Annotated in this window: 13 protein-coding genes; 3 read left to right on the top strand and 10 right to left on the bottom strand. The window is 49.8% G+C overall.

What is annotated here, in order from left to right:
- Position 1: 1 nt before the first annotated feature.
- Entirely contained in the window at positions 2-787 is a 786-nt protein-coding gene (gene allE / locus WES_RS15180; RefSeq protein ID WP_016159151.1) for a (S)-ureidoglycine aminohydrolase, read from the top strand.
- 128 nt (positions 788-915) lie between these two features.
- Here allE and glxK read toward each other — a convergent pair whose 3' ends face one another.
- The 9 genes from glxK to allA form a co-directional block, all read right to left on the bottom strand.
- Positions 916-2,061, bottom strand: a complete 1,146-nt coding sequence (glxK, locus tag WES_RS15185) for a glycerate 3-kinase (protein WP_000706365.1) — start codon at positions 2,059-2,061, stop codon at positions 916-918.
- Positions 2,062-2,083: 22 nt separating this feature from the next.
- Positions 2,084-3,385, bottom strand: a complete 1,302-nt coding sequence (locus tag WES_RS15190) for a uracil/xanthine transporter (protein WP_016159154.1) — start codon at positions 3,383-3,385, stop codon at positions 2,084-2,086.
- Positions 3,386-3,441: 56 nt separating this feature from the next.
- On the bottom strand, positions 3,442-4,803 hold the full coding sequence (allB, locus tag WES_RS15195; RefSeq protein WP_000006875.1) for an allantoinase AllB: 1,362 nt from the start codon (positions 4,801-4,803) through the stop codon (positions 3,442-3,444).
- A gap of 59 nt (positions 4,804-4,862) precedes the next feature.
- Positions 4,863-6,317: an allantoin transporter gene (locus tag WES_RS15200; RefSeq protein ID WP_000401078.1), complete on the bottom strand. Its 1,455-nt coding sequence runs from the start codon at positions 6,315-6,317 to the stop codon at positions 4,863-4,865.
- Positions 6,318-6,516: 199 nt separating this feature from the next.
- Positions 6,517-7,395, bottom strand: a complete 879-nt coding sequence (gene glxR, locus WES_RS15205; RefSeq protein ID WP_016159155.1) for a 2-hydroxy-3-oxopropionate reductase — start codon at positions 7,393-7,395, stop codon at positions 6,517-6,519.
- A 99-nt stretch (positions 7,396-7,494) separates the two neighbouring features.
- Complete coding sequence (gene hyi, locus WES_RS15210; RefSeq protein ID WP_016159156.1) at positions 7,495-8,271, bottom strand: hydroxypyruvate isomerase; 777 nt, start codon at positions 8,269-8,271, stop codon at positions 7,495-7,497.
- A gap of 12 nt (positions 8,272-8,283) precedes the next feature.
- Positions 8,284-10,065, bottom strand: coding sequence for a glyoxylate carboligase (gene gcl, locus WES_RS15215; protein WP_016159157.1), 1,782 nt, complete (start codon positions 10,063-10,065; stop codon positions 8,284-8,286).
- Between the two features lie 89 nt (positions 10,066-10,154).
- Positions 10,155-10,970, bottom strand: coding sequence for an HTH-type transcriptional repressor AllR (allR, locus tag WES_RS15220; RefSeq protein WP_000141275.1), 816 nt, complete (start codon positions 10,968-10,970; stop codon positions 10,155-10,157).
- 77 nt (positions 10,971-11,047) lie between these two features.
- A complete protein-coding gene (gene allA, locus WES_RS15225; protein WP_000776380.1) occupies positions 11,048-11,530 on the bottom strand; it encodes an ureidoglycolate lyase in 483 nt (160 codons plus the stop codon).
- A gap of 229 nt (positions 11,531-11,759) precedes the next feature.
- On the opposite strand from allA, the gene allS reads away from it, so the two are divergent.
- Both allS and mnmH read left to right on the top strand, forming a co-directional pair.
- Entirely contained in the window at positions 11,760-12,686 is a 927-nt protein-coding gene (gene allS / locus WES_RS15230; RefSeq protein ID WP_016159158.1) for an HTH-type transcriptional activator AllS, read from the top strand.
- Between the two features lie 68 nt (positions 12,687-12,754).
- A complete protein-coding gene (gene mnmH, locus WES_RS15235; protein WP_016235162.1) occupies positions 12,755-13,849 on the top strand; it encodes a tRNA 2-selenouridine(34) synthase MnmH in 1,095 nt (364 codons plus the stop codon).
- Between the two features lie 356 nt (positions 13,850-14,205).
- On the opposite strand, the gene WES_RS15240 is transcribed toward mnmH, so the two are convergent.
- Positions 14,206-14,433, bottom strand: a complete 228-nt coding sequence (locus tag WES_RS15240; RefSeq protein ID WP_258286499.1) for a hypothetical protein — start codon at positions 14,431-14,433, stop codon at positions 14,206-14,208.
- Positions 14,434-14,606 lie beyond the last annotated feature (173 nt).

Raw genomic sequence — 14,606 nt, 5'->3', positions numbered from 1 at the left:
AATGGGATATTTAAATAACGTCACCGGTTACCGCGATGATTTACTGGCTAACCGCGCGATTGTGAAACACGGTAATTTCGCGCTGTTAACGCCAGACGGCCTGGTAAAAAATATTATTCCGGGATTTGAGAATTGTGACGCGACAATCCTGTCCACGCCAAAGCTGGGCGCTACGTTTGTCGATTATCTGGTGACGCTGCATCAAAATGGCTGTAATCAGCAGGGATTCGGCGGTGAAGGAATTGAAACGTTCCTGTATGTCATTTCTGGAAATATCACTGCCGAAGCCGAAGGAAAAACATTTGCCTTAAGCGAAGGAGGTTATCTTTATTGCCCACCAGGCTCCTTAATGACGTTTGTTAATGCCCAGACCGAAGACAGCCAAATCTTCTTGTATAAGCGCCGCTATGTTCCGGTAGAAGGTCATGCGCCGTGGCTGGTTTCTGGCAATGCCAGCGAACTGGAACGCATTCACTATGAAGGTATGGACGATGTGATCCTGCTGGATTTTCTGCCCAAAGAGTTAGGCTTTGATATGAATATGCATATCCTCTCTTTTGCGCCAGGTGCCAGCCACGGTTATATCGAAACCCACGTTCAGGAGCACGGTGCTTATATTCTTTCCGGTCAGGGCGTTTATAACCTTGATAATAACTGGATACCGGTGAAAAAAGGCGATTACATCTTTATGGGCGCATATTCTTTACAGGCCGGTTATGGCGTAGGGCGTGGTGAAGCGTTCAGTTATATTTACTCGAAAGATTGCAACCGCGACGTAGAGATTTAAGTCATACCACTCGCCTGATTATTTTTAGCTATGTTGGATTTTGCCACGGTTTATACCGTGGCTTTTTTTGCGATAAATTCAGGTAAAAAAAGATGCGATATAAACCGCATCCGCTTTAAAGGTAAGAATCAGAGTTTAATTCCCTGACCTATTTTAATGGCGCAGGCAATATTACGCGCGCAGTTGAAGAGATTGGCTTCACCACTGGCGAGCACTTCGGCTAAAGGTGCCAGACGCGGCAGAATGCTGAATACCGCGTCGATACCGTACTGGTGCACCACTTCCACGCCATCGCCCAATACGCCAGCAATCCCAATCACCGGGACATTTAATTTCTTCGCCACTGACGCCACGCCCAGCGGCGCTTTACCGCCTGCCGTTTGTGAATCAATGCGCCCTTCCCCGGTGATCACCAGTGCCGCTCCCTGCACCGCCTGCTCCAGGTTGACCGCCCGCAGTACAATCTCAATACCCGGTTTAATATCCGCATTGAGGAACACCGCCGCCGCAATACCCATACCGCCCGCTGCGCCGCCGCCCGCCATCTGACAGACATTGATTTCCGTTTGCTGCTGCAAAACACGGGCGAAATTTTGCAGCCCCTGCTCCAGCTCTTCGACCATTTCCGGCGTTGCCCCTTTTTGCGGACCAAACACCGCCGCCGCGCCGCGTGCCCCTACCAGCGGGTTATCGACATCGCACGCCACTTCAATATGGCAGCTCGCCAGACGCGGATCGCATTCCTCCATCTCAATGCTTGCCACTCGAGCTAAATTGCCACCGTTTGCCGCCAGCGCCTGACCGTCGGCATCAATGAAACGCACACCGAGCGCCTGCGCCATGCCCATACCGCCGTCCACCGTCGCGCTGCCACCAATGCCGAGAATAATATGGCGAATGCCGTTATCAAGCGCATGGCGAATCAGCTCGCCGGTGCCATAACTTGACGCCAGCAACGGATTACGCTGTTCGGGCGCGACCAGCATCAGGCCACTTGCCGCCGCCATCTCAATCACCGCCGTTTTCCCGTCGCCGGTAAGACCATAAAAAGCATTCACTTTTTCGCCCATCGGCCCACAGACTTCAAGCGTCACGATGTTGCCGCCCGTCGCGGCGACCATCGCATCCACCGTACCTTCGCCGCCATCCGCTATCGGCAAACAGATATATTGCGCATCGGGAAAGAGGGTCGAAAACCCGGCTTTAATTGCCTGACAACATTTTTCTGCACTTAAGCTCTCTTTAAACGAGTCTGGCGCAATGACAATTTTCATTATCAATCCTTTTTTCAACAAATTATTTGATGCGTTCCCACGGAATAAGATTATCCATAAGAACAGCCAGTAAAATTCCGACCAGTAAGCCGTTACTGAGCAGAGGACGAAGCGTTAATGGAAGGTCTTGCAGATACACAGGCGGTAATGCCATTAAAAATATGCCAACAAATAACGGCAATGCGAGTCGATAAATATTGCGCGCGGTGAAAGTAATTTGCTGGCTAAACACCAGCGCCGAAAAGAGTAAAGGTAGATAAGAAACCAGCATGACCGCGCTACTTACCGGTAAAGGGATACTACAAAACAGTCGCGTGAGCGCCGGAATCAGCGCCACCAGCAGGCAAATAACGCTGCCATAAATAAACGAGCGCCGCGTGTAATCGCCGGTCTGGGTTAATAAACCAATGGATGAAACAAACGGTGAAAATGGAATTACCGCCAGCGGCACGGTTATCAGCGTCATAAATCCGGTCGCCACAAAGCTGCGCCGATAACGCGTATTCCCCGCGCCCTGTTGCGGATAAAAAACATCCGTACCGCGAATCGCACCGTAGGTATTACTGATATTCACAAGCCCGGTAATCACCGCCGTCAGAATAATCCCCGGCGACAAAGCACCGCCACTGCCGAGCGGAAACCACTGCCAGTGCAATTCCCCGGAAAGCGAGTGCGAGGATGGAAAGCAAAAGTACCATAACAACCAGCCGGTTATTGTACCGACCAGCAGGCCATAACGGGCAAAACGTTGCGGCAGGAAGATAATCATCGCCAGCACCAGGCACATCACCGCCACCGCGAGCGCGAATGGCGCAAGCTGAATTTTAAAATTCGGGTCGGCAATGCCAAATGGCAGCCCAAGCATCCCCTTAAAAAAGATGCTGGTCAGCTGTGCGCCCAGCATCAGCATAAACAGCACCATCACCGTCGGAGTAAATAACCGCGCCAGGCGATGACCTAATCCACTAAGTCCAATCAATATCGTCAGTACGCCGGAAATCGCAATGCCCACCGCCAGACTGGTGGCGATATCGTTGACAGGCGTTCCGCGCGATGCTTCGCCAAGAGTGATAGTGAGGATGGTTCCCCACCACAGGCCGCCCGGCCCTTCCATAATAGCGCGACGATGACCGCAGAACGCCTGGGCGAAGCAGGCCAGCGCAGTAGCAAGAAAAGCATATTGGGTGAGCGTAAGCAGACTACTTTGCGGCAACTGAAAAGCCGAAAGCAGCGTAGGAGGAACCACAACCGTGTTGCAAAAAATAAAGAAAAACCACTGAAATCCTGATAACAGGCTTTCGCGGCTGACTGCAAAATTGAACATAAACACACCTTAACCGGAGAATGCCCGCCGCGAAGGCGGGCATTGCTGGGGCCAGATTACTGCTGATGTTTAAGGATAAATTGACCTTTCGGTGCAACAGGGAAGCCCTGTTCGATGTCGTAAATCACATCACCACGTAAGATGGTTTTCGTGATACGCGCGCCAATGGTACGGCCAACATACGGGCTGACTTTGTGGCGATATTCCAAATCGTCATTGGTAAGAACATAGCTGCTATTCGGCTGAATGAAGACAAAGTCGGCATCTTTTCCTGGGGCAATACGACCTTTTTGCTGCAGACCGAAAATATCTGCTGCATTAGTCGCCATTAATTTGCCAAACATTGCCAGAGACATACCGCGTTTCTGTACCGCTTCATCGAACATAACGTCCATGCAGCTTTGCAGACCGGCGATACCGCCCCATGCTTTCATGATGTTGCCAGCTTTCATTTCCGGCGGGCATGGAGAGTGGTCGGAAACCAGGCAGTCGATTTCACCGTTAAACAGTTTTTCCCACATGCCTTTCTGGTTTTCCAGATCGCGGATCGGCGGTGAACACTTCGCCAGGGTGCCAATTTCTTCGAACTGATCGGTATCCAGAACAAAGTAGTGCGGACAGGATTCACAGGTAACATCCTGACCTTCCTGACGAGCACGAGTCACTTCTTCAACACCTTCCGGGCTGCTGATGTGGCAAACGTGCAGACGACAACCGGCAACTTTCGCCAGGTACAATACGCGGCGAATCGCTTCCACTTCGGTAAATACCGGACGAGAAGCCACATAGTCATGTGCGGTTACGCGACCTTCACGTTTCGCTTCTTCGCCCAGCTCATCACAGATCAGGGCGTTTTCGCAGTGCACCAGCACCGGCTGCCCCATTTCGCCCAGCTTCTGCGCGCCTTTGAAGAACTGCCAGTCGTTTACGTCACGAAAGTCGTTGTCGATACCACGATCGCCACAGGTCGCAACGAAGCATTTGAAGCCGACAACGCCCACTTCATCCAGCTCGTGCAGACGGTCGATGTTGTAAGACACCAGGCCACCCAGTTGTGCCGCATCGACAGTCAACTTACCTTTAGCGGCGTCGAACTTCAGTTCAATCGATGCGCGGTCAACGGTTGCTGGCAACTGGTTGAGCGGCATTTCGATCATGGTGGTGATACCGCCTTTTGCCGCTGCGCGAGTGCCGGTTTCATAACCTTCCCAGTGGCTACGACCCGGTTCAGAAATGTGGCTGTGCGCATCGACCATACCCGGAGAAACGACCAGACCAGACGCATCCATAACTTCTTTTGCATCGCCCAGATCCTGACCGATAGCGGCAATTTTTCCGCCTTTAACGGCGATATCGACAACGCGAGCTTCGTTTTCTAAAATGACGGTGCCGTTTTTAATAATTAAATCAAAAGACATAACAAACTCCTTGTAAAATACAGATTGTTTTTTAACTCAATGTTCAATATCGGGATTAATTAACCTGTGACTTTTTGCTCTCCTGTTTTTTCTACTGCTGTGCGTTTCTTTAATAAGGCGTAGGCCGCAAAGGCGACGATAACGCCGACAAACCATGAAACTCGCGATAACGGTTCCATGACCGGAATAAATTTACCGCCGAGAGATAAAATAACCGCAACCAGAGTTACTGAGAATGCCGTGAGGTTAAAACCATTATCGTAATATTTAAAATCACCTGCTGCGGTGTACAGCTCGTCGAGATTAATTTGCCCGCGCATGACCACGAAATAATGCGCCATCATCACGCCAATGACTGGACCCAGCATCCCACCAATAATATCGAGGAACAGATAAATACTGTCCTGATTCTCCATTAATTTCCACGGACAGATCAGCAGGCTGATAATACTGGCAATCAGTACGCCGTTTTTATAGGTCAGTTTCGTCGGTGCAATAGCGGCAATCTGATAACCGGCCGGAATAATATTACCGGTGGCGTTCGTGGAAATGGTCGTCATCAGAATAACCAGTACCGCAAAGAACGAGGCAAACAGGCTGTCCCAACGCTGAACAATATCCAGCACGTTCCAGGTATCCGCGCCGTAATGAATACTGGCTCCGGCAATAATACTCACCCCAGCGACCGCAAACAGGATATAAGCAACCACTAAACCCAGCGTTTGCCCCAGCGCCTGCTCACGAAACGAGTGGGCGTTTTGCGTAAAGTCGGATGCGCTAACTGCTGGTGCCGCCCAGACTGCAACTACCGCGTTAATCACCACCAGGAACAGGAAGCCACTATTTTCTGCTTTCTGAATACCGCTCGGAATGTAGTCGAGGATTGGACCAATCCCTACCAGCGAAATCGCCCAAATCGCCATGCCGCCGAAAACGATATAGATGCACGGGTTAAGAATAGCGGTGAATTTATTTAATACTTTGCCGCCACCGAAGCCGATACCGACGTTCACCAGCCAGAAGAGCAAGAAGGTAATCAAGCCGGGCAGCGAAAGCCCTAACAGAGTGAAATCACCACCGAGAGTTAAAAATCCCGGCCAGATTTTGCCAATCAGAATCAAAAACGCCAGCGATCCGGCATAACACTGCAAACCAAACCACATAATGGCGGCAATCCCGCCTCTTAATAGTCCGGGAAACAGTGCGCCACGCACACCATACGAAGCTCGCAGGATCATGGCAAAAGGTACGCCGTATTTACTGCCCGCAGCACCGTTTAATACCATTACCGCAGCAATAAAAAAGGCGCTAAGGATAATTGCCAGCATAATACTAAAGGTAGACAAGCCGAGAATAAAAAAGCCGCCGACCATTACATAATTGGGAACGTTATGAACCGAACCCATCCATAAGGTAAAGTAGTTAAATGTTTTCCAGGTACGTTGATTTTGCATTTTCGGTAATAAATCTTCGCTATATCCGCGTTGCTGGAATAGTTTTCTCTGATGTTCCATAAATCCCTCTTAATTTCACGTATCGAATAACGCTGTTTTAATCTAGCTATGAGGAACTAATAAAATAAAAAATAGTTTTTTTAATACTGAAGCAACGTCGTTGGCTGCTTTCTTTTTTTACTGCCGGCCGAATCAATTATTTGATATCGGCCATTTTTATTGCAGGCATCGAGGCTTTATCGGCAACGATGCCTTTTTATCAGGCGAGTTTATGATTCGCCATTAACTCCAGCGCCTGCACTAATGCAGAGTGATCCAACTGGCTGCCGCCGTTTGCCGCACAGGTATTAAATAACTCCTGGCAGGTTGCGGTGTTTGGCAGATTCAGCGCCAGTGCTTTCGCACTTTGCAGCGCCAGGTTGAGATCTTTCTGGTGCAGAGCGATTTTGAAGCCCGGATTAAAGGTACGTTTAATCATGCGCTCACCGTGAACTTCCAGAATGCGCGAGGAAGCAAAGCCGCCCATCAGCGCCTGGCGCACACGTACCGGGTCCGCACCGGCTTTTGAAGCAAACAGCAGGGCTTCAGAAACCGCTTCAATATTGAGCGCCACGATAATCTGATTTGCCACTTTGCAGGTTTGACCGTCGCCGTTACCGCCCACGAGGGTGATATTTTTACCGAGCAGTTCAAACAGCGGTTTAACACGTTCAAATACCGCTTCGTCACCGCCAACCATAATTGACAATGTCCCTTCACGGGCGCCGATTTCGCCGCCGGAGACTGGCGCGTCGAGATAATCGCCGCCCAGTTCATTCACCTGACGGGCGAAACGTTTAGTTTCAATCGGTGAAATGGAACTCATATCAACAATGGTTTTGCCCTTCAGCGAGGCTTTGGTACAACCATTTTCACCAAACAGAACTTCTTCAACCTGTGGCGTATCCGGCACCATAATAAAAATGATGTCTGACGCTTCTGTTACCTTGCGCGCAGTTTCAACACCGACGGCACCGAGAGACAGTAATTCGTCAGCCACCGAACCGATGGTTGTGACATGCAGTTGATGACCGGCACGCGCCAGATTAATGGCCATCGGAGTACCCATAATGCCTAAGCCAATAAATCCCAGTTTCATAATTAACCTCTTTTAAATATCGGTATTCCTGAATGCAGACAACACGATCCCCTGCCGACGTAGCGGCCTAAAAAAGCATTGTCTGAACAGCGTTACGTTTTAACGGTACGGTTTCATCCAGCCTAAACCGGCTTCCGTGGTGGTTTGGGGTTTATATTCACAGCCAACCCAACCGTTGTAGTCAGAATTTTCAATTATCTTAAAGAGATAATCATAATTAATTTCTCCGGTTCCCGGTTCGCCACGATGTGGATTATCGGCGATTTGCAGATGTCCAATTTTATCGGCCCATTGGATCATGGTGTTGGTTAATTCACCTTCCATCCGCTGCATGTGATAAATGTCATACTGAATTTTCAAATTGCAGCAGCCTACATCGTCAATCAGTTTCAACGCCTGCTGAGTTCCGATGAGATGGAAACCAGGAATATCAAAATGGTTGATAGGCTCAATCAGTAATAAAATATCTTCTTTCATCAACATATTCGCGGCATAACGCAGGTTTTCCACAAGCGTTGCGTGAATCTGTTCACTGCTGAAACCCGCCGGAGTTTTACCGACCAGACAGTTGATTTTTTTATTACCCAGCGCACGAGCATAACGAATCGCCGCTGCTACGCCATCACGAAACTCTTCTTCACGGCCAGGAATACAGGCAATACCCCGCTCGCCCGCCGCCCAGTCACCCGCAGGTAAATTATGCAGCGTATGCTCGAGTTTATTACTCGCCAGCACCTGTTTTAATTCTTCAATGTCGTAGTCATAAGGAAACATAAATTCAACGCCGCGAAAACCACACTGCGCGGCTTTCTCAAAACGGGCGAGAAAATCATATTCGCCAAATAACATCGATAAATTAGCAGAGAAACGTAACATTATTTATCTCCCTTATTCATAGTGCATGAAGCAGGTTTCAGTCGGCGCGTCCACTGCGTTATCGGCGATATCTTCAAATTCCATGACGTTATCCAGTTCGCTACCCATAGAAATATTGGTTACTCGCTCCAGCATAATTTCTACCACCACCGGGACACGGTACTGATTCATTAAGACTTTCGCTTGTTCAAAGGCCGTAGCAATATCTTCCGGTTTGAAAACGCGAATCGCTTTACAGCCTAAACCTTCCGCCACTTTCACGTGGTCAACGCCGTAACCGTTCACATCACTGGAGTTAATATTTTCAAACGCGAGCTGTACGCAGTAATCCATATCAAATGCGCGCTGCGACTGACGAATCAGGCCGAGATAGGCGTTATTGACCAGCACATGGATGTACGGAATGTTGAACTGGGCGCCAACGGCTAATTCTTCAATCAGGAACTGGAAGTCGAAGTCACCGGAAATCGCCACCACATTACGCTCTGGATCAGCAGCACACACCCCCAGCGCCGCCGGAATGGTCCAGCCCAGCGGGCCTGCCTGCCCACAGTTGATCCAGTGACGGTCTTTAAAGACATGCAGCATTTGCGCCGCAGCAATTTGTGACAGGCCGATGGTAGTGACATAGCAAACATCGCGACCAAAGGCTTTGTTCATCTCTTCATACACGCGCTGCGGTTTCACCGGCACGTTGTCGAAGTGAGTTTTACGCAGCAAAGTACGTTTGCGTTGCTGGCAGTCGGCGACCCACTCTTTACGGCACGGCAGACGACCGGTTTTTTGCATCTCCTGCGCCACTTCAACCAACAGCGTCAGTGCCGCTTTGGCGTCGGAGACAATACCCAGATCCGGGCACAGTACGCGGCCAATTTGCGTCGGCTCAATATCGATATGAACGATTTTGCGCCCTTCGGTGTATTTCTCTACCGAACCGGTATGACGGTTGGCAAAACGGTTACCGATACCAAACACCATGTCGGACGCCAGCAACGTTGCGTTGCCGTAACGATGCGCGGTTTGCAGACCCACCATCCCGGCCATCAGTTCGTGGTCATCCGGGATACAGCCCCAGCCCATCAGCGTTGGGATCACCGGAACGCTGGTCAGTTCGGCAAACTGTTGTAACAGAGCGGCAGCATCGGCGTTGATAACCCCGCCCCCGGCAACGATCACTGGACGCTCGGCCTGGATTAACATTTCTACAGCTTTTTCGATCTGCATACGGCTGGCAGCAGGTTTGTAGACCGGCAGCGGTTCGTACATGTCAGGATCAAACTCGATTTCCGCAACCTGTACGTCGAACGGTAAATCCACCAGTACCGGCCCCGGACGACCAGAACGCATCAGGTGAAATGCCTGTTGCAGCACACGAGGCACCAGCGCCGCTTCACGTACTGTAACCGCCATTTTACTGACCGGTTTAGCAATTGCTTCAATATCAACGGCCTGGAAATCTTCTTTATGCAGACGGGCGCGCGGAGCCTGACCGGTAATGCACAAAATAGGAATGGAATCAGCAGAAGCGGAATAGAGCGCAGTGATCATGTCAGTGCCTGCTGGTCCCGAGGTTCCCAGACATACGCCGATATTCCCTGCCGTTGCGCGGGTGTAGCCTTCCGCCATGTGCGACGCACCTTCCACGTGACGCGCCAGAATGTGACGAATACCGCCGTGCTTACGCATCGCTGAGTAGAAAGGATTGATTGCTGCTCCCGGAACGCCGAAGGCGGTGGTGATACCTTCTTTCTCCAGCACATACATTGCCGCGTCAACGGCTCTCATTTTTGCCATTTTATTCCTACCTCTATTAATTGGAAAAATTTTCCAACTTTCAAATTTTGTCAAAAAAACCCGCTCCGCAGAGCGGGATGCGACAGACACTATGGATGTGCTTTCAGTCCCAACGCCGTGCTGATATCGCGGGCGGTGTCTCTTACCAGCTCACCCTGACTGACAAAACGATCTTCTGTCAGTCTTGATGAAGGCCCGGAGATGGAGATAGCAGCAACAACACTACCCACATCATCATAAATTGCTGAAGCTATGCAATTCAGGCCAACAACATGCTCTTCTTTATCTACGGTATAGCCCAGTTCACGCGCTTGTTCCAGATCCTTCAGCAAGGTGGGCATATCCACAAGCGTAGTTGGCGTAAACTGCTGCAAACCGGTTTGCAGGATGATGCTCATCAGCTCCTCTTCCGCCAGCGGATAAAGCAGCGCCTTGCCTGCGCCGGAAGCATGTAACGGCAGACGACTGCCCAGCGGCGCACACATCCTGACCATCGATTTACACTCTAACTGACCAATTAATACCGCTTCATTGCCGTTACGAATCGCGACATTGACCGTCTCGCCGGAAAGCAACATCAGGCGGCGCATAAACGGTCCGGCGACGGAGAGGACATCGCGGTTATGGATGTACGCCGCTCCGACGTTAAAGACACCTAATCCTATATGCCACCAGCCTAACTGACTGTCCTGGTAGACAAAATCTGCAGCCTGTAAAACCTTCAGCAGGCGAAAGGTCGTGGAGAGCGGCAAATCCAGATTGAGAGAAATATCGCTAACCGACGAACTTCCCCCACTTTTTTCCAGATATTGCAGAATCGCAATTCCCCGCTCTAACGCCTGTGCGCCCTTCTGTGCCACAGGCTCCGCCTGTCCTGGCCTGCCGCGCCGTCTAACTTCCGTCATACCTACGTTAACTCCGACCTACAAGTGAGCATAAACAATGAACAATTCGTTTATCTTATGCAAGTCGGTTTCAGCCGTCACGCAAAACAGAGTTCCTGTTCAGGAATACTTTCAACATCACAGTTGTCGCTGCCGCCGCGATCGATGGTCAGAAAATCAGTGACTCGCTGCCAGGCGAAAAGCGGGTGATGCCAGACATTACGATGGTAATTCACGCCCTGCTCACCGTTGGTGATAAACGCCCGCAGCGTTGACAGATCTGGAGTTTCATCGCCTAACGCCACGACCACCACAAACGCTTCGCCTTTCATCGGGATAAACGCCTGAGAGCCCAGCGGATGACGCTCAAGTTCATGAATGGTCAGCGGCAGATTCGCCGGTTGCGCGCGGTTAATGCTGATAAGCGTACGGTCTTGCTCAAGAATCTCAACCAGCGCCAAATCGTGATAACGCTCCACCAGTCCATTGTTAATATGGAAAAAATCCCGTTGCTGCGTTTCGATTACGTCGCCATAAGCACTGAAGGCTTCCTGACTTAACGGTAATACCTGAAGTTTCATCTTTTTGTCCTTGTAACATAATTCCGTTCAACCAGCGCCGACCGGTCAGCTTGGTTTCAATAACAGGCAATCTAAAACCTTAAGAGAACAACATCAACACAAAAGTTGGAATATTTTTCCAAAACTAGATTTAGCCCACAAATCACGCAGGGTTATCATGTAAAAATACAGGTAAATCAAAGGACAGAAAATCACGCAACTCGCTGATTTAAAAAGGGGATACCTGAAGATGTTCGATCCAGAAACCTTGCGTACTTTCATTGCGGTTGCTGAAACAGGAAGTTTTTCAAAAGCGGCAGAACGATTATGTAAAACCACGGCGACCATCAGTTATCGCATTAAACTTCTGGAAGAAAATACCGGGGTGGCGCTGTTTTTCCGTACCACTCGCAGCGTGACATTGACAGCGGCTGGCGAGCATCTGCTTTGTCAGGCCAGAGACTGGCTGAGCTGGCTGGAAAGTATGCCCAGCGAGCTGCAACAGGTGAATGATGGCGTAGAACGCCAGGTAAACATCGTCATCAACAACCTGCTCTACAACTCCCAGGCCGTCGCCCAACTGCTGGCGTGGCTGAACGAACGTTACCCCTTTACCCAGTTTCACATCTCCAGACAAATCTATATGGGCGTCTGGGACTCACTATTGTACGAAGGTTTTTCACTGGCTATCGGCGTCACAGGAACCGAGGCGCTGGCAAATACTTTTAGCCTTGATCCTTTAGGTTCGGTGCAATGGCGCTTTGTCATGGCGGCGGATCATCCGCTGGCGAACGTTGAAGAGCCGCTAACAGAAGCGCAGTTACGGCGCTTTCCGGCGGTCAATATTGAAGACAGCGCCCGCACCTTAACCAAGCGAGTCGCCTGGCGATTGCCGGGGCAAAAAGAGATTCTCGTTCCGGACATGGAGACGAAAATCGCCGCCCATCTGGCGGGCGTTGGCATTGGTTTTTTGCCAAAATCACTTTGCCAGTCAATGATCGATAATCAACAACTGGTCAGCCGGGTCATCCCAACGATGCGCCCTCCTTCGCCATTGAGTCTGGCATGGCGCAAATTTGGTAGCGGCAAAGCGGTAGAAGATATTGTGACCTTGTTTACCCAGCGCAGACCAGAAATCAGCGGATTTTTAGAAATTTTCGGCAACTCACACAGTTAAAAATCAAGTTTCCTCGCGCGTTGGCGCGTAAAATAGCGCGCAAGCTGATTTGAGGTTCACTTTTAACTATGCAAGAGAGACACACGGAACAGGACTATCGTGCCCTGCTGATTGCTGATACGCCCATTATTGATGTTCGCGCCCCCATTGAGTTTGAGCAAGGCGCAATGCCCGCCGCTATCAACCTGCCGTTAATGAATAACGATGAACGCGCCGCCGTTGGCACCTGCTATAAACAGCAAGGGTCAGACGCGGCGCTGGCGCTGGGGCATAAACTGGTGGCGGGTGAAATTCGTCAGCAGCGCATGGACGCCTGGCGGGCAGCGTGCCTGCAAAATCCGCAAGGTATTCTCTGCTGCGCCCGTGGCGGTCAACGTTCGCATATTGTGCAACGCTGGCTACATGAAGCGGGAATTGATTATCCGCTGGTGGAAGGCGGTTATAAGGCACTGCGCCAGGCCGCAATTCAGGCGACCATTGAACTGTCACAAAAACCGATAGTGCTGATTGGCGGTTGTACCGGCAGTGGTAAAACGCTGTTAGTGCAGCAACAGCCGAACGGTGTTGATCTGGAAGGGCTGGCGCGTCATCGCGGCTCTGCTTTTGGTCGCACATTACAGCCGCAACTTAGCCAGGCTAGTTTTGAAAACCTACTGGCTGCCGAAATGCTAAAAACCGACGCCCGTCAGGATCTACGCCTGTGGGTACTGGAAGATGAAAGCCGGATGATTGGTTCTAATCACCTGCCGGAATGTCTGCGCGAGCGAATGACCCAGGCGGCGATTGCTGTGGTGGAAGACCCGTTTGAGATCCGTCTTGAACGCCTGAACGAAGAATATTTCTTGCGTATGCATCATGATTTTACCCACGTGTACGGCGACGAACAGGGCTGGCAAGAGTATTGCGAGTACCTGCATCACGGACTTTCGGCGATTAAGCGTCGGCTGGGGCTACAACGATATAACGAACTGGCTGCCCGACTGGATGCGGCGCTGACAACGCAACTCGCAACCGGCAGCACCGACGGTCATCTGGCCTGGCTGGTGCCGTTACTTGAAGAGTATTACGACCCGATGTATCGCTATCAGCTTGAGAAGAAAGCGGAAAAGGTTGTCTTTCGCGGTGAGTGGGCTGAAGTGATGGAGTGGGTTAAGGCGCAGTGATGAGGGACGTATTTCCTGTTTCATAAAGATCATTTAGCCGGATATACCCCACTCCATCCGGCTTAAGATTCTATTACTCATAAATCAAATAAATGTTGCACTTATTTATACTAATTTTATTAAAACGTATTACTTTCTATAGTTTAATGACTTCGCCAAGCTTACCGCTATCATCGACATAAAAAGTGCTCAAATACAGTTCACCATTATTGTCTTTAGTAAATTCAAATTCCTCTATTAAAGAGTAATAATCATATGTAGAGCGATAGGTTAAAATCACAACGTTATGATTGACTACATTACTCGCCAATAAATCCAATTTATTTAAACTTCCAAACGCTTGCCTTTTTCTTTCATCAGCGATATAAAAAATTCTTTCGATGTTGCTTTTTTAAATTCATTGTTTGTATCTGAATAGATTTTCCCGCTTCATCCTGATTATATAACTGCTGAATAAAAACCACTTTATTCTGCGCGACCTTTCTAATATCAGCATCAGCTTTTATTGCATGATGAGTAATATCTTTCCCAAAAAACATGAAAACCATTACTGCTATAATAACCATGCCTATTTTTATTTTCATATGTTAATACCCCACCAATTGTAAAAAACACCGTAAACTTTGCGAACAGGTCAGTTCGCCAACAAAGCCACCTAATCCGTGACCAATACTCACTGTGCCAGAATATTTCCCTTCTGAATTCCTAACTCCCACAATGGAATATTTCTTAAAATAACCACCTCAGGATGCGGCGC

It is taken from the genome of Escherichia sp. KTE31, from assembly GCF_000407925.1.
GTDB lineage: Bacteria > Pseudomonadota > Gammaproteobacteria > Enterobacterales > Enterobacteriaceae > Escherichia > Escherichia ruysiae.
This window is presented reverse-complemented; position numbering and strand designations above follow the sequence as displayed.